The organism is Acuticoccus mangrovi, from assembly GCF_016411865.1.
Classification (GTDB): domain Bacteria; phylum Pseudomonadota; class Alphaproteobacteria; order Rhizobiales; family Amorphaceae; genus Acuticoccus; species Acuticoccus mangrovi.
In genome coordinates, this window is record NZ_JAEKJA010000003.1 from 386,474 (window position 1) to 406,360 (window position 19,887).

General features: G+C 69.4%; 18 protein-coding genes. 4 read left to right on the forward strand and 14 right to left on the reverse strand.

Translation table 11 applies throughout. The features are described 5' to 3' along the window. Positions 1-90: 90 nt before the first annotated feature. The 7 genes from JCR33_RS05765 to glpK all read right to left on the reverse strand — a co-directional run bounded on the left by JCR33_RS05765 (position 91) and on the right by glpK (position 8,981). Positions 91-2,259, reverse strand: coding sequence for an ABC transporter permease (locus JCR33_RS05765; RefSeq protein ID WP_198881066.1), 2,169 nt, complete (start codon positions 2,257-2,259; stop codon positions 91-93). After that, positions 2,246-3,040, reverse strand: coding sequence for an ABC transporter ATP-binding protein (locus JCR33_RS05770; protein ID WP_198881067.1), 795 nt, complete (start codon positions 3,038-3,040; stop codon positions 2,246-2,248). Before JCR33_RS05770 ends, JCR33_RS05765 begins: the two co-directional genes overlap by 14 nt. After that, a complete protein-coding gene (locus tag JCR33_RS05775; protein ID WP_198881068.1) occupies positions 3,033-4,085 on the reverse strand; it encodes a branched-chain amino acid ABC transporter permease in 1,053 nt (350 codons plus the stop codon). Before JCR33_RS05775 ends, JCR33_RS05770 begins: the two co-directional genes overlap by 8 nt. Position 4,086: 1 nt before the next feature. After that, complete coding sequence (locus JCR33_RS05780; protein ID WP_198881069.1) at positions 4,087-5,103, reverse strand: branched-chain amino acid ABC transporter permease; 1,017 nt, start codon at positions 5,101-5,103, stop codon at positions 4,087-4,089. A 117-nt stretch (positions 5,104-5,220) separates the two neighbouring features. Further along, positions 5,221-6,048 (reverse strand): helix-turn-helix domain-containing protein, encoded by an 828-nt coding sequence (locus JCR33_RS05785; RefSeq protein WP_198881070.1) that lies wholly within the window; start codon positions 6,046-6,048, stop codon positions 5,221-5,223. Positions 6,049-6,143: 95 nt separating this feature from the next. Continuing rightward, positions 6,144-7,445 carry an adenylate/guanylate cyclase domain-containing protein gene (locus JCR33_RS05790; protein WP_198881071.1) on the reverse strand — a complete coding sequence of 434 codons (1,302 nt, stop codon included), beginning with the start codon at positions 7,443-7,445 and terminating at the stop codon, positions 6,144-6,146. Positions 7,446-7,496: 51 nt separating this feature from the next. Continuing rightward, positions 7,497-8,981 carry a glycerol kinase GlpK gene (glpK, locus tag JCR33_RS05795; protein ID WP_198881072.1) on the reverse strand — a complete coding sequence of 495 codons (1,485 nt, stop codon included), beginning with the start codon at positions 8,979-8,981 and terminating at the stop codon, positions 7,497-7,499. A gap of 89 nt (positions 8,982-9,070) precedes the next feature. Between glpK and JCR33_RS05800 the strand changes: the two genes are divergently transcribed. The 3 genes from JCR33_RS05800 to JCR33_RS05810 all read left to right on the forward strand — a co-directional run bounded on the left by JCR33_RS05800 (position 9,071) and on the right by JCR33_RS05810 (position 11,341). Next, positions 9,071-9,679: an HAD-IA family hydrolase gene (locus tag JCR33_RS05800; protein WP_198881073.1), complete on the forward strand. Its 609-nt coding sequence runs from the start codon at positions 9,071-9,073 to the stop codon at positions 9,677-9,679. A gap of 206 nt (positions 9,680-9,885) precedes the next feature. Then, entirely contained in the window at positions 9,886-10,788 is a 903-nt protein-coding gene (gene yghX / locus JCR33_RS05805) for a YghX family hydrolase (RefSeq protein WP_198881074.1), read from the forward strand. 67 nt (positions 10,789-10,855) lie between these two features. After that, entirely contained in the window at positions 10,856-11,341 is a 486-nt protein-coding gene (locus JCR33_RS05810; RefSeq protein WP_198881075.1) for a GNAT family N-acetyltransferase, read from the forward strand. On the opposite strand, the gene JCR33_RS05815 is transcribed toward JCR33_RS05810, so the two are convergent. The 3 genes from JCR33_RS05815 to JCR33_RS05825 all read right to left on the reverse strand — a co-directional run bounded on the left by JCR33_RS05815 (position 11,342) and on the right by JCR33_RS05825 (position 16,373). Next, positions 11,342-13,507 carry an esterase-like activity of phytase family protein gene (locus JCR33_RS05815; RefSeq protein ID WP_198881076.1) on the reverse strand — a complete coding sequence of 722 codons (2,166 nt, stop codon included), beginning with the start codon at positions 13,505-13,507 and terminating at the stop codon, positions 11,342-11,344. It abuts the gene before it with no gap. Positions 13,508-13,553: 46 nt separating this feature from the next. After that, complete coding sequence (locus JCR33_RS05820; protein WP_198881077.1) at positions 13,554-14,348, reverse strand: hypothetical protein; 795 nt, start codon at positions 14,346-14,348, stop codon at positions 13,554-13,556. Positions 14,349-14,639: 291 nt separating this feature from the next. Then, positions 14,640-16,373: an ABC transporter substrate-binding protein gene (locus JCR33_RS05825; protein WP_198881078.1), complete on the reverse strand. Its 1,734-nt coding sequence runs from the start codon at positions 16,371-16,373 to the stop codon at positions 14,640-14,642. Positions 16,374-16,486: 113 nt separating this feature from the next. Here JCR33_RS05825 and JCR33_RS05830 point away from each other — a divergent pair, with 113 nt between their 5' ends. Next, positions 16,487-16,825, forward strand: coding sequence for a hypothetical protein (locus tag JCR33_RS05830; protein WP_211110082.1), 339 nt, complete (start codon positions 16,487-16,489; stop codon positions 16,823-16,825). A 26-nt stretch (positions 16,826-16,851) separates the two neighbouring features. Here JCR33_RS05830 and JCR33_RS05835 read toward each other — a convergent pair whose 3' ends face one another. The 4 genes from JCR33_RS05835 to JCR33_RS05850 are packed head-to-tail and all read right to left on the reverse strand — an operon-like array spanning position 16,852 to position 19,887. Next, a complete protein-coding gene (locus JCR33_RS05835) occupies positions 16,852-17,133 on the reverse strand; it encodes a DUF2160 domain-containing protein (protein WP_211110083.1) in 282 nt (93 codons plus the stop codon). Between the two features lie 11 nt (positions 17,134-17,144). After that, positions 17,145-17,942, reverse strand: coding sequence for a carbohydrate ABC transporter permease (locus tag JCR33_RS05840; RefSeq protein WP_198881080.1), 798 nt, complete (start codon positions 17,940-17,942; stop codon positions 17,145-17,147). Then, entirely contained in the window at positions 17,939-18,808 is an 870-nt protein-coding gene (locus tag JCR33_RS05845; protein WP_198881081.1) for a carbohydrate ABC transporter permease, read from the reverse strand. The genes JCR33_RS05840 and JCR33_RS05845 overlap by 4 nt, the downstream gene beginning before the upstream one ends. Further along, positions 18,805-19,887: an ABC transporter ATP-binding protein gene (locus JCR33_RS05850; RefSeq protein ID WP_198881082.1), complete on the reverse strand. Its 1,083-nt coding sequence runs from the start codon at positions 19,885-19,887 to the stop codon at positions 18,805-18,807. Before JCR33_RS05850 ends, JCR33_RS05845 begins: the two co-directional genes overlap by 4 nt.

Genomic DNA, 19,887 nt, shown 5'->3' on the forward strand with positions numbered 1-19,887 from the left:
CGGCCGACTGGATGAGGCGGAAGTAGCCGACGTGGGAGAGGCCGTTGCGGCGCATCTCGTCGAACACCTCGCGCACCTCCTCGAGCGTCGTCATCCGGCCTTCCTCCGCTGGGAGGCGCCGTGGAGGGCGCGGAAGGCGTCGACGAGCGCCGCCGAGAAGCGCGGGTCGTTGATGTGGTAGGGCAGGCGCACGAGCCGGCGGTTGGCGCTCTCGCGCACCGTCGCCGTCAGCGCGTCGAAGAGCGCGGCGTCGGCGACGGGATCGTGGAACGGGCCGCCCGGCACGTCGAGCGCCGACACGCCCCCTTCCGGCAGGAAGAAGCGCACCGGCCCGTCCATCTCGTTGAGCCGGGCGCCGATGTGGGCACCCATGCGGGCGTTCTCCTCGGCGGTGGTGCGCATCAGCGTGATGTGCGGATTGTGGTGGTAGAAGGTGCGGCCGCGATAGCGCTCCGGCACCGTGTCGGGGGCGGCGAAGTTCACCATGTCGAGGGCGCCGACCGAGCCGACATAGGCCGCCTTGGTGCGGATGAAGGCGCCGAAGCGGTCCGCTGTCGCCGGGAACACGCCGCCCATCATCATGTCGCAGATCTCGGTGGTGGTGACGTCGATGACGCCGCGCACCATGCCGGCGTCGACGAGCGCCTCCATCGCCTCGCCACCGATGCCGGTGGCGTGGAACACGAGCGGATCGAAGTCGCCCTTGAGCGCGGCCGCGATCTGGTTCACGCACGCCGTGGTGACGCCGAACATCGTGATCGCCATCGCCGGCAGGGCGGCCGGCGACGGGGCCGCCGCCGTCACCATGCCCGCCATCGCGTGGGCGGCGTTGGAGAGCACCCGCCGGGTGATCGAGTTGAGCCCCGCGACGTCGGCGACGGCGTGCATCATCATGATGTCGGAGGCGCCGACATATTGGCGCACGCTCCCCGAGGCGACCGTCGACACGATGAGCTTGGGCACGCCGACCGGAAGGCGCCGCATCGCCGGGGCGACCATCGCCGTGCCGCCCGACCCGCCGGCGGCGAGGATGCCCGACACCCCCCCTTGCCGCGCCATGAAGCGCTCGAAGGCGAGCGTCATCCCGGCGACGCTCTCGCCCCGGTCGGCGGTGAAGACGGCCGCCGCCCCGCGCGGGTGGAAGGCGGCGATCTGGTGGGCCGGGATCTCGGCGCCCGAATGACGACCGGAGGTGGAGAGGTCGGCCATCCGCACCGCGATCCCCTCGGCGCGCAGGATGTCGCGCATGAAGCGCAGCTCCTCGCCCTTGGTGTCGAGCGTGCCGGCGACGATCACGACGCTCTCGCCCGGCGCCGCGAGCGGCCGTAGCTCGGTCTCCACCATCGCCGCGGCGATCCCCGTCTCGGTGCGCGCGCCCTGCTCGATGAGACGCACGGGCGTGGGCTGCGACCAGCGCGTCGGCAGGCTCGGGTTGGAGAGATAGACCTTGCGTGGCCCGGCCGGCACCGGCGCGGCCGCCGCCGCTTCGGCCGGCCTCTCGGCTGCCGGCGTCTCGTCGTGGGCGTGGCGGCCGACGCCCAGAAGGCGCTGCTGCATGTCGCGGTCGGCGGCGAGGGCGCCGGCGTCGAGCAGGCGGTCGACGCGCCCGTTCACCATGATCGCGACCCGCGGCGCCACCGCCGTCGCGACGCCGATATTCTGCTCGATGACGAGCACGTGCGCCCCCTCCTCGCCGAGGCGCACCAGCATCTCCTCGACCTGCGCGACGATGACGGGGGCGAGCCCCTCCGTCGGCTCGTCCATCACGAGGAGCTTGGGGTTGAGGAGCAGGGCGCGGGAGATCGCCAGCATCTGCTGCTCGCCGCCCGAGAGCTGGCCGCCGCCGTTGCCCTTGCGCTCGGCGAGGCGGGGGAAGGTCGCGTAGATGCGTTCCACCGACCATGGGCCGCTCTGCCCTGCCGCCACCATGCGCAGGTGCTCGTCGACCGTCAGCGAGCGCCACAGGCGGCGGCCCTGCGGCACGTAGCCGATGCCGAGGCGAGCGATGTCGGCGGGGCCGCGGCCGCGGATCTCGTGCCCGTCGAAGCGGATCGAGCCGGTCGCCGGCACCATCCCCATGATGGCCTTGCAAAGGGTGGTCTTGCCCATGCCGTTGCGGCCCACCACCGAGAGCACGCCGGCGGTCAGCGTGAGGTCCACGCCCTGCAGCGCATGGGACGCGCCGTAGTAGACGTTGAGGCCGCGTACCTCGAGGATCGGCGGGGCGGCCGCCGCGCTCTTTCCCCTAGCGGCCGCCATCGCCACCGCCTCCGAGGTAGAGCGCCTGAACCTCCGGGTCCTCCTCGATCTCGTGCGGAGCGCCTTCCTTGAAGATGCGCCCGTTGTGCATCATCGTGACCCGTGTCGCGACGCGCAGCGCCACGTCCATGTCGTGCTCGATGATCATGTAGCCGATGTGCTCGGGCAGCCCGGTGAGGATCTCGATGAGCTCGGCCCGCTCGGTGGGCGAGAGGCCCGCCGCCGGCTCGTCGAACAGGATGAAGCGGGGCGCGCCGGCGAGCGCCAGAGCGATCTCGAGCTGGCGTTGCTGGCCGTAGGCGAGGTTGGCGACGAGCTGGTCGCGCACCTCGTGGAGGTGGACGGCGGCGACGAGGTCCTCGGCCGACTGTGCGAGCGCGTCGCCACGCCGGGGCCGGATCAGCGAGAAGCGCCCCCGGCTCACCCCGCGGCAGGCGAGGTAGACGTTGTCGATCACCGACAGGCCGTTGAAGAGCAGCGAGATCTGATAGGTCCGCCGCAGCCCGCGCCGGATGCGCTCGTAGGGGGGAAAGGCCGTCACGTCCTCGCCGAAGAGGCGGATCGCGCCGGAGGTCGGCGCGAAGTCGCCGGTGATGCAGTTGAAGAGGGTCGTCTTGCCGGCGCCGTTGGAGCCGAGCACGGCGCGCCGCTCGCCGGGGCGCACCGTCATCGAGATGTCGACGAGGGCGGCGAGCGCGCCGAAATAGCGCGAGACGCCGCGCAGCTCGAGCGCCGCGGCGGTGCCGGCGGCCGACAGGCGCGCGGCGACGGTCTCAGCCATCGGCGACCTCCCCCGTCAGCGGATCGCGCCGCGCCCGCTCCCGGTAGCGCCGCCACAGCCCGAGCAGCCCGTCGGAGGAGAAGAACACCACCACGAGGAAGCCGAGACCGATGAGGAGCTGGAAGCGCTCCCCCGCGAGCCCCAGCGACACCAGGATGTCGAGCGCGAAGGTCCGCAGGAGCACGTAGAGCAGCGCGCCGAGGAAGGGGCCGATGGGGTGGGAGATGCCGCCCACGACGGCGATGATCAGGATGTCGATCGCCGGCCCCACCGCGATGGTGCCGGGCGAGACCTGCCCGTTGAGCCAGACGAGGAGCACCCCGGCCACGGCCGCGACCAGGCTCGCGAAGGCGTAGGCGGCGATGCGATGCCAAGTGACGTTGAAGCCGAGAGCCGCCATGCGGCGGGGATTGTCCCGCACACCCTGGAGGGCGAGGCCGAACGGCGAGCGCGACACGTAGACGACGGCGAAATAGCTCACCGCCGCCACGGCGAGGCTGAGATAGTAGAACGGCACGGGGCTGCGCCAGTCGATGCCCCAGAAGCGCGGCGCGCGCACCTGGTTGAGGCCGGAGAAGCCGTTGAACAGCGTGTAGTTCTGCCGCACGAGGTAGAACATCGCCGCGGCGATCGCGAGGGTGATCATGATGGTGTAGATGCCCTCGGTGCGCACCGCGAGGGCGCCGGAGAGGGTGCCGAACGCCACCGCCACCAGGATCGCGAGCGGCACCGCCACCCACCACGGCCAGCCGAGGCTGATGGTGTCGACCGCCGAGGAGCCGAAGATCGCCACCATGTAGGCCGCGACCCCGGCGACGGTCATCTGCACGAGGCTCACCATGTTGCCGTAGCCGGCGAGGAACATCAGCGACAGCGCGATGGTGCCGAGGATCATCGCCCAGGCGAAGATCTGGGTGAGCACGAAGGAGCTCGCCACCACCGGCAGGAGCACGAGCGCAGCGCCGACGATCCAGTAGGCCGTCGCGATGCGCTGCGGCGAGTACCAGCGCAGCGGCCGGGCGGCGGGAACCTCGATCACCGCCATCTCAGCGCCTCACCGCCACGAGGCCCTGCGGCCGGAAGGCGAGCACCACCACCATGATGAGGAAGGTCAGCACGACCGCGTAGGTGGGGGCGTAGACCGAGCCGAATTGCTCGGCGAGGCCGATCAGCAGCGCCCCGAGCGCCGCCCCCGGGATCGACCCCATGCCGCCGACGATCACCACCACCAGCGAGGCGAGGAGGAAGCGGATGTCCTCCCCCGGCGCCATCGACTGGAAGGTTCCGCCGATCACCCCGGCGACCCCCGCGAGTCCCGCCCCAAAGGCAAACACCAGGATGAAGACGCGCTGGATGCGCACCCCCGTCGCCGAGAGCATGTCGCGATCGTCCACCCCCGCGCGCACCAGCATGCCGATCCGCGTGCGGTTGAGCACCAGCCACATGCCGACGCCGATGGCGATGGCCGCGAGCAGGATGACGAGGCGCACCACCGGATAGGTGAGGTAGATATAGTCCCCCGACCGCCGCGAGATGCCGGTGATGAGCGGCAGCTCCACCGGCCCCGTCAGCCACGACGGCGTCAGAATCTGATAGAAGTCGCCACCCCAGATCCACAGCATGACGTCGGCGATGACGATGGAGATGCCGATCGTCACGAGGGTCTGCTTGAGGTCCTGCCCCTCCATGCGGCGGAACACGAAATATTGCAGCAGGACGCCGAGCGCCCCGACGACCACGAACGCGACGACGAAGGAGAGGAGCCACCAGCCCGTGGCGTCGGCGACCTCGTAACCGATATAGCCGCCGAGCATGTAGAGCGAGCCGTGCGCGAGGTTCACGTTCTTCATCAACCCGAAGATCAGCGTGAAGCCCGACGCGACGAGGAAATAGAGCGCCCCGAGGGTGATGCCGTTGAAGAGGGCGTTGAGGAAGATCTTCTTGCGGCCGACGAGATCCTCCAGCGAGTCCGGCCACGGCGCGAAGATCGCCCAGACGAGGAGCGCCACGAGAAAGGCGACGATCGCCGAACCGATCGGGTGACGCTCGACGAAGCGGACCATCCCCTGGATCCCCTCCCCCCGGTTGTTGTTGTCGCGCCGGATTTCACCGGCTTGCCCGGAAGGATATCGACGGCCCGCGCCGGGGGCATACCCGAAAGTCTCGTCTTTTCCGGTGCCTCACGCCGCGTGCAGCGACACGCGACGATAGTCGGTGGGCGCGATGCCGATGTTGTTGCAGAAGAAGCGGGTGAAGCTCGCCTGGCTCGCAAAGCCGAGGTCGAGGCCGATCGAGGTCACCGGGTCGTCCGTCTCGGTCAGCCGGTGGATGGAGCGCTCCAGCCGCAGCGTGTTGAGATAGAGGTTCGGCGTGAGGCCGATATTCTGGCGGAAGAGCTTGTAGAAGTGCGGCCGCGAGAGGCCGGCGTCGCGGGCGATGCGGTCGAGCACGCAGGCATCCGTCACCCGCTCGTTCATCAGCCGCACGGCGTTGCGGATGCGGAAGTCGGCGATGCGCGGCCAGCCGCTCGCCGGCGGCATGTCCGACGTCAGCGACCACGACGCCTCGAAGGCGGCCGCGGTCAGTTCGTGCATCAGCCCCGGCAGATGCTCGCCGGCATGGCCGGAGGCGAGGTGCTCGGCGATCTGCTCGGCGAGGCGGCGCATGCGCGCGTCGACGACCACCAGCGGCGCGCCGAAGCGCATCACCTGACCGATGTGGCGCGACATCTCCAAAAACCAGTTGGGCGAGATGTAGAGGGTGAGGAAGATCGCCCCCGCGCCGAGGTCTCGCGGCCGGAACTCGTGCGGCTGCCACGGGCTCACCGCCACGGCGTGGCCGCGGTCGACCGCATGGACGGCCCCGTCGACGGCCACCGTCGCGGGCATGCCGTCGACGAGCAGAACGATGTGTCCCTCCCGATGGGCGTGCGGTGCGAGCGGCTTGTTGAGACGGTAGAGCGACGCCCGGCCGAAACGGCCGTGGCAGACGGCAAGTGCCGTGCCCATCATGTCCTCCCCGGACCCGGGGCCTTCAGGCCCTCTTGGTAGTGGGAGGAATTAGGGCATGGGCGGCCCGACCTGTCAAAGCGAGGGCCGCCCGCTCAGGCGGCGCGCTCGCAGCCGCTGTCGAGCATCCAGAGGGCGACGGGCGCGCTGCGGCCGCGGATCGGCGTGGGCGGCAGCGCGCGCCATCCCGCCGCGGTCGCCCCGTCGCGCTCGCCGGCGGCGACGAGCACGGCGTCGGTGGCGATGATCTCCGCATGCTGCGCCCGCGTCTCTTCCTCGGCGCGGGCGGCGACGTTCACCGTGTCCCCGACGACGGTGAACTCCAGCCGCGCGTCGTCGCCGACGGCGCCCACGAAGGCCTCCCCCGCGTTGATCCCGATACCGATCGCGACGGGCGGATCGCCGGCGGCCACGCACGCTGCCGACCACTCGGCGACGGCGGCGCTGATGATGCGGGCGCAGTCGAGCGCGCGCACGGCGTCGTCGGGCTGGGGATCGGGCACGCCGAACACGATCATCGCCCCGTCGCCGATGAACTTGTCGATGATCCCGCCGCACTGCGTCGCGGCGGCGTCGAGCGCGGCGCGGTAGCGCGACAGGAAGCGCCCCACCGCCTCCGGCGCCATCGCCTCGCTGCGCCGCGTGAAGCCGCGAATATCGACGAACATCACCACCACGGGCTGGCGTCGGCCGGTCCGCAGCTCATGGCTATTTCGCTCTTCGATCAGCGCGGCCACCTTGGGCGGCAGATATTTGGTGAGGGAGCGGCGCCGCAGCCCCTCTTCGAGTGCCTCGCGCAGATGGCCGCGGATGCGCCCCGCCGCGAGCGCGATGACGATGCACGCCATCAGGATCATCGCAGAGCGCATGATGTTGGGGGGATGGGCGAACAGCGAGGTGAGGATGGTCGTCGAGGGGGGAAGCGTCCACTCGCTCGTCGTCGGCACGCCGACGATGACGAGGCCGCCGATCAGCGCCACCAGTCCCCAGATCTGCAGCCAGGGCGAATAGCGCATCGCCCCGAAGGCGAGGATGATGGGCAGCAGCCATACGCCCGGCAACGCCGTCAGATAGTTGCGGGTGAGGCCGGAGTTCGACAGCGACGCGTCGAGCGACATCGCCAGGAACACCGCGTCAGCCGTGACGAACAGGAATATGAAGGCGTGCCGAAACAGCGGGCGGAAGGAGAGCACGATGGCGAGCACGCCGAGCGCGGCGTAGCCGGCAAGCGTCACCCAGGCGAGCGACACCTGTTTCGAGACCGGCAGATGGGCGGGCGGCGCGACGCCCGCCATCGTGAGGTAGAGAATCACGCCGAGGCCGCACGCCATCAGGATGCGGATGATGCCGATGACGCGCTCGGCGCGCCGTTCCGCATCATAGACCAGACGCCTCACATCATCCCGCACACAAGCCCTCCCCTGCGCCGACCGTCCGCCGCGAAGTCCTCAGCGGCGGGTCAGCGTGCGCGACACGGCATCCTTCCACTTGCTGATAAGCCGCATCCGGGCCGCTTCGTCCATCCCCGGCTCGAACCGGCGGTCGCGCTCCCAGGCCGCGGCGAACCCCGCCTGGTCGGGCCACACCCCGGCCTTCGACCCGGCGAGCCAGGCGACGCCGAAGGCGGTGGTCTCGCCAATCACCGGCCGGTCGACCGGTGCGGCGAGAATGTCCGACAGACGCTGCATCGCAAAGTCGGAGGCGACCATGCCGCCATCGACCCGCAGCACGGTGTCGGCGTCGCCCCGCCAGTCGCCGTGCATCGCCTCAAGGAGATCGTAGGTCTGCAGCGCCACGCTCTCGAGCGCCGCCCGGGCGAGCTCCGCCGGTCCCGTCGCCCGCGTGATGCCGAAGATCGCCCCCCGCGCCTCCGCGTCCCAGTGGGGCGCCCCGAGGCCGACGAAGGCGGGCACCAAAAACACCTCCTGCCCCGGGTCGGCCTGCTCGGCGAGCGGCCCCGTCTCGGCCGCCTCCTTGATGATGCCGAGCCCGTCGCGCAGCCACTGCACCGCCGCCCCGGCGACGAAGATCGCCCCCTCGAGCGCATAGTGGGTGGTCCCGTCGAGGCGGTAGGCGATGGTGGTGAGAAGGCGGTTCTGCGAGGCGACGCGGCGGGTGCCGGTGTTGAGGAGGGCGAAGCAGCCGGTGCCGTAGGTCGACTTCACCATCCCCGGCTCGAAGCAGGCGTTGCCGATGACGGCCGCCTGCTGGTCGCCCGCCACGCCGAGAACCGGGATCGACGCGCCGAAGAGCTCTGGCCGCGTCACGCCGAAATCGGCGGCATTGTCCTTCACCTCCGCGAGCATCGACGCCGGCACGCCGAGGATGCCCATCAGCTCCTCGTCCCACCGCTCCTTGCCGATGTCGTAGAGGAGGGTGCGCGAGGCGTTGGTCACGTCGGTGGCGAAGGCGCCGGTGAGGCGGGCGATGAGGAAGCTGTCGATGGTGCCGAAGGCGATCTCGCCGGCCTCGGCCCGCGCCCGCAGCCCCTCCACGTTGTCGAGGAGCCAGGCGAGCTTGGTGCCGGAGAAATAGGGGTCGAGGAGGAGGCCGGTCTTCTCCGCCACCATCGGCTCCAGCCCGTCCGCCTTCAGCTCGGCGCAGCGCTCGGCGGTGCGCCGGTCCTGCCACACGATGGCGTTGTGGACGGGCTTCAGCGTCGCCTTCTCCCACACCGCCACCGTCTCGCGCTGGTTGGTGATGCCGACGGCGGCGATCTCCCGCGCCTCCAGCCGCGCCGCCGCGAGCGCCTCGCGAACGGTGAGGACGGTGCTCTCCCAGATCTCGTCGAGATCATGCTCGACCCAGCCGGACCGCGGAAAATACTGACGGAACTCGCGCTGGCTGGCGCCGAGGACGGCGCGCTCGCCGCTGAAGACGATCGCGCGGGTGGAGGTCGTGCCTTGATCGATGGCGAGGATGGGGGCGGTCATGCTCTTGTCGTTGTTGGCCCTTGGAGACGCGAGGCTGTGCAATTCGCCAGTTTCTGTCAAACACGATGCCGATCTTTCGGAGGCTTTCGATGACCGTCCGCCACATCGTGCTCGATATCGGCCGCGTGCTGTTGAAATGGGACCCGGAGCTGCCCTACCGGCGGCTGATCCCCGACCCGGAGCGGCGCCGCTGGTTCCTGTCCGAGGTCTGCACACCGGCCTGGAACCATGCCCAGGACGGCGGCCGCAGCTGGGCCGAGGGCGAGGCGGAGCTGATCGCGCGCTTTCCCGCCGAGGCCGACCTCATCCGCGCCTATCGCGCCACGTGGTGCGAGATGGTGCCGGAGCCGCTCGCCGAGACGCCGCAGATCATGGCCGACCTCGTCGCCGCCGGCCACGACGTGACCCTCCTCACCAACTTCCACCCCGAGACCTTCGCCATCGCGCTGCAGCGCTTTCCGTTCCTTCAGGCGGCGCGGGGGCGCACCGTGTCGGGCGAGGTCGGCATCACCAAGCCCGACCCGGCGATCTACGCCCTCCACGCGCGCCGCTTCGGCCTCGAGCCGGCAGCGACGCTGTTCTTCGACGACAGCGCCGCCAACGTGGCGGCGGCCGAGGCCGCGGGCTGGACGGGCCGCCTCTTCACCGACGCCGCCCGCATGCGCGCCGACCTCGCCGCGACGGGCGTCGCCTATTGAGCCGCCCGCACCGGGAGGGAGCGTGCGGAAGAAGGCTGTGCGGCGAGAGGTTGTGCCGCGAGCGGGTTGCGACCGAACGTCCGGATCGGCCGGAACGGCTCACAAACGCGTCATCACTGCGGGAGGCGGGCTGGTATCGCGGCCGCCGATCAAAGACCATCGCGCCGCGCCCGGCCCAACAAGGGCGCCCGCGATGGAGGACAGCGATGCAGGCGATCAACCCACAGCCCCGCAAGACCGCGAAAGACTTCCCCCAGGAGCTTCTCGACCTTTACGACTACTACGCCCACGGGCGCCTCACCAAGCGCGAATTCCTTGACAAGGCGGCAAAATTCGCCGTCGGCGGGATCACGGCGGCGATGCTGTTGCGGCAGCTCTCGCCGAACTACGCCCTCGCCGCCCAGGTGGCGGAGGACGACCCGGCCATCGAGACGAGCCGCATCACCTACCCCTCCCCCAACGGCAACGGCGAGATCAACGCCTATCTGGTGCGCCCCGTCGGGGCGGAGGCGCCGATGCCGGCGGTGCTCGTGGTGCACGAAAATCGCGGTCTCAATCCCTACATCGAGGACGTCGCCCGCCGCCTCGGCAAGGCCGGCTTCCTGGCGATGGCGCCGGACGGCCTCACCCCCGTCGGCGGCTATCCCGGCAACGACGACGAGGGGCGCGAGCTGCAGCGCACCGTCGATCCGGAAAAGCTGATGAACGACTTCTTCGCCGGCTTCGAATATCTCCTGGGCCTCGACGAGACCACCAAGGTCGGCGCCGTCGGCTTCTGTTACGGCGGCGGGGTGGTGAACGCCATCGCCGTCGCCTACCCCGAGCTCGGCGCCGGCGTGCCATTCTACGGCCGCCAGCCCGATCCGGCCGACGTCGCGGCGATCAAGGCTCCCCTCCTCATCCAGTACGCCGCGCTCGACGAGCGCATCAACGCCGGCTGGCCGGCCTATAAGGAGGCGCTCGACGCCGCCGGGGTGGACTACACGATGGAGATGTACGAGGGCGTCAACCACGGCTTCCACAACGACACCACGCCCCGCTACGACACGGAGGCGGCCGAGCTCGCCGAGGAGCGCACCATCGCCTTCTTCAAGGAGCACCTCGGCTGAGGCCGCTCGACGGCTCGCCCGCCGGCCTCTAGGCTCGCCGTGTGCGAGCCTTCAGGAGGAGCGAGCCTTGCGCATCCGAGCCGCCGCGGCGACCGACGCCGCGGCCATCGTCGCGATCTGGAATCCGGTGATCCGCGACCCGTTCATCACCTTCACCACCATCGAGAAGACCGAGGCGGGCATCGCCGCCCTCATCGCCGAGCGTCAGGCGGCCGGCCAGACGGTGATCGTCGCCGAGGCCGACGGCGTCGAAGGGTTCGCGACCTACGGCCCGTTCCGCGCCGGCCCGGGCTATCTGCGCACCATGGAGCACACGATCCTGATCGCTCCGGAGGGACGCGGCCGCGGCGTCGGCCGGCGCCTGATGGCGGCGCTCGAGGAGCACGCCCGCGCCGCCGGCATCCATTCGCTGATCGGAGGGATCAGCGGCGCCAATCCCGCCGCCATCGCCTTCCACGCGGCGGCGGGCTTCGTCGAGGTGGGCCGCATCCCGGACGCGGGATGGAAATATGGCCGCTACCTCGACCTCGTGCTGATGCAGAAGCGCTTCTGACTATTTGCCGAGCTTGCCGATCGGGAAGAAGAAGGTCTCGCCCGAGGAGTCGTCCACGCCGTCGTTGTCGGTCACCACGTACGCGGTGCCGTCGCCGGCCACCGCGAAGCCTTCCACCTTGTCGACCACGTAGCCGTTGTAGGCGGCAAGGTCGGGGATGAAGTCGTGCACCAGCGTCTTGCTGACGGTCGGCAGATCGCCACCGAGGGCGGCCGGCTTCAGCTCCGCGGCGGGCACGCTATAGAGCCGCTTCACCTTGGCCGCGGCACCGATCTGGTTGTCGCGCTCCACGATGTAGACGGAGTCGCCCACCGCGGTGATCTCCGACAGGCCCATCCACCCCTTCTCGGGCGTCTCGAGCGGGTAGCGCACCGCGCCCCAGGTCTTCGCCTTGGTGTCGTAGGCGAGGAGCTTCACCGAACCCTTCGGATCGTCGCCCCATTCGCGCTGGATCGCCACCCACAGCGTGTCGCCGATCTTGGTGACGCCCTCGGCGCCGAAGCGACGCTCGCCGGCGAGGAGCTCGGCCGGGAACGGCACCTCCTCCTTGATCTCGCCCTTCATGTTGGTGCGGTAGAGGGCGTGCGGCACGAGGCGATCCGACCGCCCCTCGGAGGCGAGCCAGAAGCCGCCGTCGACGGCGACGATGCCTTCGAGATCGAGCTTCTGGGCCGGCATTCCGTCCCGCGTCACCGGGATCGCGTCGACGATGGTCGCCGGGGTCGAGGAGACGTCGACGACGAAGATCGTCGGCTGGCTCTTAAAGAAGCTGTCGTTGATGGCGTAGAGCTTGGTCGGGTCGGCGGGGTCGGCGGAAAGGCCCGACAGCGCCCCCCAGCCGAGCGGCGTCTCGCCCTCGCTGACGGAGACGATGGTCGGATAGGTCGGCGCCGCGTCCTCCAGGCGATAGATCATCACGTGGGAGCGGGCGCCGCCGTCCGGCCCGAGGTCGGCCTCGTTGGCGGTCACGAGCAGGTTGCGCGAGGGGATCGCCACCGCCCCTTCCGGCGCGATGCCGGAGGGAAGCAGCCCCTTGAGCACCGGCGCCGACGGGTCGGTCATGTCGTAGACGCCCACCACCGAGGCGCGCTCGGCGAGGACGAAGGCGTAGGGCGTCCCGGCGAAGGTGCCGAAGGCGAGGCCCTCGGGCTCCACGCCCTTGTTGCCGGAGCGCTTCTCCGGGTAGTGGCCGGCCGCCGCCACCGCATATTCGAACGCGAGGCCCGCCTCGTAGACGACGCCGCCGTCGCGGTCGAACACGGTGAAGCCGCGCGTGCCGCCCTTGTAGTCGCCCTCGTTGGCGACGATCAGGTGCTCGGTGTCGAGCCACTTCACCGCGTCGGGCTCGCGCGGCGCCTCGACGGTGCCGGCGAAGGTGAGCGCGCCCTCCTCCTCGGTGTCGGCGCCGGTGAGGCGCACGCTGCCCGCCGAGAAGTGCGACAGCACCTCGCCCGCGGGCGACAGGATCACGATGTGGTTGTTCTCTTGCAGCGTCACCGCGATGGCGCCGTCGGCGTTGATGTCGACGAATTCCGGCTCCGGATCGTCCGCGCCTTCTTCGGCGAGGCCGGTGAGGTCGGGGAAGATCGCCGCGTCGCAGTCGGGCGCGCCGTCGGTGAGCGGGATGATCGCCACGGTGCCGGCCGGAAGCTGCGGCAGGGCGCCGTCGTTGAGGTCCTCGTCGCGCTCGTTCTCGATGGCGATCGCGAGGAAGGAGCCGTCGGCGGCGATGGCGGCGGAGTCCGGCTGACCGCCGAGGTCGCAGCTCTCCGTCACCGTCTTCGCGGCGATGTCGACGAGCTTCAGGACGCCCGACGGCTCGGTGTAGCTCGCCGAGGTGTTGACGGCGACGTAGGCCGTGCCGCCGGAGATGACGAGCGAGGTGGGCTCGCCGTCCATCATGATCGCGCCGCCGGCCTTGGGTGCGGCGGGGTCGGAGATGTCGACGATGCCGACGGCGCCGAGCGGGCTGTCGGAATAGACGAGGGTCATCCCGTCGTCGGTGGCATCGATGATCTCCGACGAGCTCTCGGTGGCCGGATCCATGCCCTTGGGCAGGTTGTCGGCCACGGAGAAGCTGGCGATGCGGTTGAAGGTGTCGGCGTGCGCCGGGATCGCGGCGCCGGCGACGATCATGGTCGTGACGGCCAGGTGCTTGATGGTCATGGTGTCCTCGCAGAAGCGTCGAGGACGTAGCAGCCGTTGATGATGGTCAGATGACGGTCGCGGGCGCCGCCTCCCCGGCCGGCAGGGCGAGCCCGTCGAGCGCGGCCGCGAGACCCCACCACGACGCCTCCTGCAGTCGGCGCGAGCGGTACATGTGATGGTTGATCCGCCAGCGCACGAAGCGCGACTTCAGCCGCCCGCGACGCCCCACCAGCGCCCGGTCGATGTCGAAATAGCCGATGCCCTCCGCCTCGCAGCGGCGCCGCAGCGCGGCGTTGAAGAAGCGGTGGCGACGGTCCATCTCGGCAGGCTCCGGGTAGATGTCGCGCAGCCCCGCGGTGACCTCGGCCTCGTCGAGGTCGGTCGGCTCCGCCGTCCCCTCGCTGCGCGCGATCAGCATGGCGAGATAGGCGAAGCGCTGCCGCGGCCAGTGGGTGAGGGTCGAGGGGAAGATGCCCTTCGCGAGCTTCGTCTGGAGAATGTCGAGAGCGCCGATGTCGGCGACATAGTCCTCGGCGAGGGCCTCGGCGAACGCGTCGAAGGGCATGTCGTCGCCCTTGACGAGCCGGCGGTAGTAGTAGCCGACCTCCACGTCCACCTGGCCAAAGGCGAGGACGACGGCGGCGTCGTCGTCCCGGATCGCGCCCAGCGCCCGGCGGCGAACCTGCAGGACCGAGGTGCGCCGACCGAAGCCGCGCACAGTCGCACCGCGCAGCTTCACCACGTTGAGGTCGAGCACGCGCCCGTCGGCGAGGGTCACCGGCGAGCGGGTCTTGCGATCCTCGAAGCTGCGCGAATGGCTGTCGCCGAGGAGCGTGACCTTGAGCACGTCGCGGCTCATCCGCCCCACTCCCGATCCGAAAACGGCTGGATCAGCCCGATAGCGATCGCTTCTCTCCCACAAGGCACGCGAACGAAGCCGGCCCGCCCGCCGCCGAAGCCGGCGAGCGATGGGCCAAGCATGCGGACAACTTGCCTCGATATCAAGAAGCCGGCACGAGGCCGGCCTCTCTCTTGGGGCGCGCCCTCCGGGCCACCGCGGCGGCACCGACAGCGCCCGCGCGGGCACGACAGCACTCGCGCGGGGGGTCCTGACAGCGCTCGCGCGAGCGATGGCGCCCGCGGCGAAAGCCTACTGCCAGCGTTTGATCAGCTCCTCGTAGGCGATCGTCTGGCCCTGCGGCTTCTCGCTGTCGAGCTTGGGCTTGGGCGAGCCCTCCACCTCGTTCAGCCAGTAGGACGCGTCGCGCTCCTCGTTGAGGCGCGGGCCGCAGCCGCCGTAGACGTTGGCCCGCTCGTCGGCCACCTGCATGCGGCCCATGATCTGGTCCATCTCGCCCGCGAGCCGGTCCATCGCCTCCTGCGGCGACAGGTTCCCGGAGTTCACGTCACCGATATACTGCCACCAGAGCTGCGCGAGCTTCGGATAGTCGGGCACGTTGACGCCGGTCGGGGTCCACATCACCCGGTCGGGCGAGCGGTAGAACTCGACGAGGCCGCCGAGCTTGGGCGCCCGCTTGGTGAAGCTCTCGTCGCGCACCGTGGAGTCGCGCACGAAGGTGAGCCCCACGTGGCTCTTCTCCACGTCCACCGTCTTCGACGTGACGAACTGGGCGTAGAGCCAGGCGGCCTTACGACGATCGACCGGGGTGGACTTCATGAACGTCCACGAGCCGACGTCCTGATAGCCGATCTTCATGCCCTCTTCCCAATAGGGCCCGTGCGGCGAGGGAGCCATGCGCCACAGCGGCATGCCCTCGTCGTCGACGGTGTTGTTGCCCTCCGACTTCGGCTTCACCATGTCGGCGGTGAAGGCGGTGTACCAGAAGATCTGCTGGGCGGCGTTGCCCTGGGAGAGCGCCGGCAGCGACTGGTAGAAGTCGTAGGAGGCGGCCGCCGGCGGGGCGTACTCGCGCAGCCACTCGTCCCACTTGCGGATGGCGTAGACCGAGGCGGGCGCGTTGGTCGCCCCGCCGCGCGTCACGCTGGCGCCGACGGGGTTGCACGAGCCCTCCTCCATGCGGATGCCCCACTCGTCCACAGGGCGCCCGTTGGGCAGGCCCTTCGAGCCGGCACCCGCCATCGACAGCCACGCGTCGGTCATGCGCCAGCCGAGGTCGGGCGCGCGCTTGCCGTAGTCCATGTGACCGTAGATGCGGACGCCGTCGATCTCCTTGATGTCGTTGGTGAAGAACTCGGCGATATCCTCATAGGCCGACCAGTTCACCGGCACGCCGAGGTCGTAGCCGTACTTCTCCTTGAACTTCGCCTGGATGTCCGGGTCGTCGAACCAGTCCTTGCGGAACCAGTAGAGGTTGGCGAACTGCTGGTCGGGAAGCTGCCACAGGTCGCCGTCGGGACCGGTGGTGAAGGAGATCCCCATGAAGTCCTCGAGGTCGAGGGTGGGGCTCGTGACGTCCGCCCCCTCCCCGGCCATGAAGTCGGTGAGGTTCACCGCGCTCTGCAGGCGCGAGTGGGTGCCGATGAGGTCGGAATCGTTGACGTAGGCGTCGTAGAGATTGCGGTTCGTCTGCATCTGGGTCTGAACCGCCTGCACCACCTCGCCTTCGCCGAGGAGCTGGTGGTTCACCTTGATGCCGGTGATCTCTTCGAAGGCCTTGGCGAGGGTCTCCGCTTCATAGGCATGGGTCGGGATCGCCTCCGACAGGACGTTGATCTCCATGCCCGCATAGGGCTTGGCGGCGTCGATGAACCACTGCATCTCCGCCATCTGCTCGTCGCGGGTCAGGGTGGAGCGCTTGAACGTCTCGTCGACCCAGCGCTCGGCGGCGGCCATGTCGGCGAAGGCAGGGCTCGTGCCGACGAGGGCCGCGAGGCACGTGGATGCCAGCAATAGGCGTTTCATGAGCGTAACGTCTCCCTTCGTTATGGTTGGGCGTGTGTCGCCGTGGTGGCCGCGCTAGGATCGCGCGGCCAGGGGCCAGTCCCCGCACGCTGCCATGCAGAGACAGGATGGGTATGAAACAGAGCGCCACTGCACGCCGGCTCGCCGGCGGCGCCCTTCTGGGGTGCGCCGTTGCCGCGCTCGCCGGGTGTGCCGACAAGATCGATCTGCGCGACGACGTCTTCGTGGGCGACTGGAACTGCGCGGGCAAAGACCTGAAGCTCACCACGCGCACGATCACCGCCGACGGCATCACCGAGAACATCGCCTGGATCGAGATGGCGAAGAACGCCGACTACGGCCTCTTCACCACCAAGGGGGCGCACTATTCGGTGTTCGACACCCAGCGCAACTCGATCACCTGGCACGCCCACGGCAGCGGCGAGACGCTCGCCTGCACGCGCGTGAAGTAGCGCCCGTTCCGCCGCCGCCGGCGCGCTCATACGAACGAGAACACGAGGATCGCGACGACGATCGCGACGATCGAGGCGATCCACAGCGGGCCGGTGGCGAAGGCGAGCCAGCCGAGATGGATGTAGGCGGCGGCGAGCAGCGAGATGAAGAGCCGATCGCCGCGCGTCGTGTGGAGGCCGAGCACGCCGTGACGCGGGTGGCCGCCGGGGCGGGCGATCTCCCACACCGTCATCAGCGCGAGGGCGGCGGCGATCGCGGCGAAGAACACCGCCGTCTGCCATGTCCACGCCATCCATGCGAGACCCATGGTGCCCTCCCTCAGACGCGCCCAAGGGCAAAGCCCTTGGCGATGTAGTTGCGCACGAAATAGATGACGATCGCGCCCGGAATGATGGTGAGGACGCCGGCCGCCGCGAGCAGTCCCAGCTCGTAGCCGGAGGTGGAGGCGGTCCGCGTCATCACCGCCGCGATGGGCTTCGCCGCCACCGACGTCAGCGTCTTGGCGAGCAGCATCTCCACCCAGGAGAACATGAAGCAGAAGAAGGCGGTGACGCCGATGCCGGACGCGATCAGCGGCATGAAGATCTTCACGAAGAAGCGCGGGAACGAGTAGCCGTCGATATAGGCGGTCTCGTCGATCTCCTTCGGCACGCCGGACATGAAGCCTTCCAGGATCCACACCGCCAGCGGGATATTGAAGAGGCAGTGGGCGAGCGCGACGGCGATGTGCGTGTCGAACAGCCCCACCGAGGAGTAGAGCTGCAGGAAGGGCAGCGCGAACACCGCCGGCGGCGCCATGCGGTTGGTCAGGAGCCAGAAGAAGAGGTGCTTGTCGCCGAGGAAGCGGTAGCGCGAGAAGGCGTAGGCCGCCGGCAGCGCCACCGCCACCGAGATCACCGTGTTGAGCACCACGTAGATCATCGAGTTGATGTAGCCCCAGTACCAGACCGGGTTCGTCAGGATCTCGACGTAGGACTCGATGGTGAACTTCTGCGGAAAGGGGCTGAATCCGGCCAGAATCTCATTGGTCGTCTTGAAGCTCATGTTGATGAGCCAATAGATCGGCAACATGAGGAAGACGATGTAGAGCGTCGGCACGAGCCATTTCCATCTCATGCGGCATCCTCCTTGCCCTGGGTCATCAGCGTGTAGAAGAGCCAGCAGACGAACAGCGTCATCAGGAAGTAGATGATCGACATGGCGGCGGCGATGCCGAGGTTGAACTCGCCGAGCGCGGCCTTCACGAGGTCGATGGAGAGGAGCGTCGTCGCGTTGCCCGGCCCGCCGCCGGTCAAGACGAACGGCTCGGTGTAGATCATGAAGCTGTCGATGAAGCGCAGCAGGATGGCGATGATCAGCACCTGCCGCATCTTCGGCAGCTGGATGTAGCGGAACACCGCCCAGCGCGAGGCACCGTCGATCTTCGCCGCCCGATAGTAGGCCTCGTCGATGGAGCGCAGGCCGGCGAAGGCGAGGAGCACCACGAGCGAGGTCCAGTGCCAGACGTCCATCAGCACGATGGTGAACCAGGCCGACACCGGCTGGTTGGTGTAGTTGAAGTTGATGCCGAGCGCGTTGAGGCCCCAGCCGAGGAGGCCGATGTCGGGCAGCGCGAAGATGTTCCACATCGCCCCCACCACGTTCCACGGGATGAGCAGCGGCAGCGCCATCAGGACGAGACACACCGACGACCACACGCCCGCCCGCGGCATGGCGAGCGCGATCGCCACCCCGAGCGGCACCTCGATCAGCAGGATGATGAAGGTGAAGGCGAACTGGCGCAGCAGCGCGGCGTGGAAGCGCGGGGAGTGCAGCACCGCCACGTAGTTGTCGGTGCCCGACCAGAAGAAGAGATTGTCGCCGAAGGTCTCCTGCAGCGAGTAGTTCACCACCGTCATCAGCGGGATGATGGCGTTCATCGCCACCAGCACGAGGACCGGCAGCACCAGGAACCAGGCGCGGTTGTTCTGCGTCTTGGTCATGCGGCGGGCTCCTTCGTCGCCGGGGCGAGCCGCCAGTCGTCGGCATAAAGGTTGATGCGGTCGAGGCGGAAGCGGGCACGCGGCTCGGCCGGCACCTCCGCCCCCTCCGGCAGGATCGCCGCCACGTCGCGCCCGGCGATGGTGCCGTGCACGATCTTCTCGCGCCCGACATCGTCGACCCGGGTCGTGGTGAAGGCGAGCCCCTCGGCGCCGAGCGTCACGAACTCCGGCCGCACGCCGAGCTCGACGCGGGCGCCGGCGGGCGCGGCGAAGGCCGCCGGCAGCGCCACCTCCTCGCCGCCGACGCGGGCCGTCGTCCCCTCCAGCGTCACCGGCAGCACGTTCATGCCCGGCGAGCCGATGAAGTAGCCGACGAAGGTGTGGGTCGGGGTGAGGAAGAGCTCCTCGGGCGTGCCCACCTGCACCACCTCCCCGGCGTACATCACCACCACCTTGTCGGCGAAGGTCAGCGCCTCCGTCTGGTCGTGGGTCACGTAGACCATGGTGTGGCCGAACTCGCGGTGGAGCCGCTTCAGCCCGGCGCGCAGCTCCCACTTCAGATGCGGGTCGATGACGGTGAGCGGTTCGTCGAACAGGATCGCCGCCACGTCGTCGCGCACCATGCCGCGGCCCAGCGAGATCTTCTGCTTGTTGTCGGCCGTCAGCCCCGCCGCCTTCTTGTCGGCGATGGCGGTGAGGCGCAGCATGTCGAGGACGCGGGCGACACGGGCCTTGATCTCCGCCGCCGGCACGCCCCGGTTCTTGAGCGGGAAGGCGAGATTCTCGGCGACGCTCATGGTGTCGTAGACCACCGGGAACTGGAACACCTGGGCGATGTTTCGCGCCTCCGGCGGCAGCCCCGTCACGTCCTTGCCGCCGAAGAGGATGCGGCCTTCCGAGGGGGTCAGCAGCCCGGAGATGATGTTGAGGAGCGTGGTCTTGCCGCAGCCGGAGGGGCCGAGCAGCGCATAGGCGCCGCCGTCGGACCACACGTGGTTGAGCTCCTTCAGCGCGTAGTCGTCGCGGCTCTTCGCCGGGCCGTAGGCGTGGCGGATGTGATCGAGGGTGATTTCGGCCAT

What these genes read in the sequence shown, in the direction of transcription:
- JCR33_RS05765 (WP_198881066.1), bottom strand. Translation starts at nt 2,259, where the DNA reads ATGGCGGCCGCTAGGGGAAAGAGCGCGGCGGCCGCCCCGCCGATCCTC.
- JCR33_RS05770 (WP_198881067.1), bottom strand. Translation starts at nt 3,040, where the DNA reads ATGGCTGAGACCGTCGCCGCGCGCCTGTCGGCCGCCGGCACCGCCGCG.
- JCR33_RS05775 (WP_198881068.1), bottom strand. Translation starts at nt 4,085, where the DNA reads ATGGCGGTGATCGAGGTTCCCGCCGCCCGGCCGCTGCGCTGGTACTCG.
- JCR33_RS05780 (WP_198881069.1), bottom strand. Translation starts at nt 5,103, where the DNA reads ATGGTCCGCTTCGTCGAGCGTCACCCGATCGGTTCGGCGATCGTCGCC.
- JCR33_RS05785 (WP_198881070.1), bottom strand. Translation starts at nt 6,048, where the DNA reads ATGGGCACGGCACTTGCCGTCTGCCACGGCCGTTTCGGCCGGGCGTCG.
- glpK (WP_198881072.1), bottom strand. Translation starts at nt 8,981, where the DNA reads ATGACCGCCCCCATCCTCGCCATCGATCAAGGCACGACCTCCACCCGC.
- JCR33_RS05800 (WP_198881073.1), top strand. Translation starts at nt 9,071, where the DNA reads ATGACCGTCCGCCACATCGTGCTCGATATCGGCCGCGTGCTGTTGAAA.
- yghX (WP_198881074.1), top strand. Translation starts at nt 9,886, where the DNA reads ATGCAGGCGATCAACCCACAGCCCCGCAAGACCGCGAAAGACTTCCCC.
- JCR33_RS05815 (WP_198881076.1), bottom strand. Translation starts at nt 13,507, where the DNA reads ATGACCATCAAGCACCTGGCCGTCACGACCATGATCGTCGCCGGCGCC.
- JCR33_RS05820 (WP_198881077.1), bottom strand. Translation starts at nt 14,348, where the DNA reads ATGAGCCGCGACGTGCTCAAGGTCACGCTCCTCGGCGACAGCCATTCG.
- JCR33_RS05825 (WP_198881078.1), bottom strand. Translation starts at nt 16,373, where the DNA reads ATGAAACGCCTATTGCTGGCATCCACGTGCCTCGCGGCCCTCGTCGGC.
- JCR33_RS05830 (WP_211110082.1), top strand. Translation starts at nt 16,487, where the DNA reads ATGAAACAGAGCGCCACTGCACGCCGGCTCGCCGGCGGCGCCCTTCTG.
- JCR33_RS05835 (WP_211110083.1), bottom strand. Translation starts at nt 17,133, where the DNA reads ATGGGTCTCGCATGGATGGCGTGGACATGGCAGACGGCGGTGTTCTTC.
- JCR33_RS05840 (WP_198881080.1), bottom strand. Translation starts at nt 17,942, where the DNA reads ATGAGATGGAAATGGCTCGTGCCGACGCTCTACATCGTCTTCCTCATG.
- JCR33_RS05845 (WP_198881081.1), bottom strand. Translation starts at nt 18,808, where the DNA reads ATGACCAAGACGCAGAACAACCGCGCCTGGTTCCTGGTGCTGCCGGTC.
- JCR33_RS05850 (WP_198881082.1), bottom strand. Translation starts at nt 19,887, where the DNA reads ATGGCCGAAATCACCCTCGATCACATCCGCCACGCCTACGGCCCGGCG.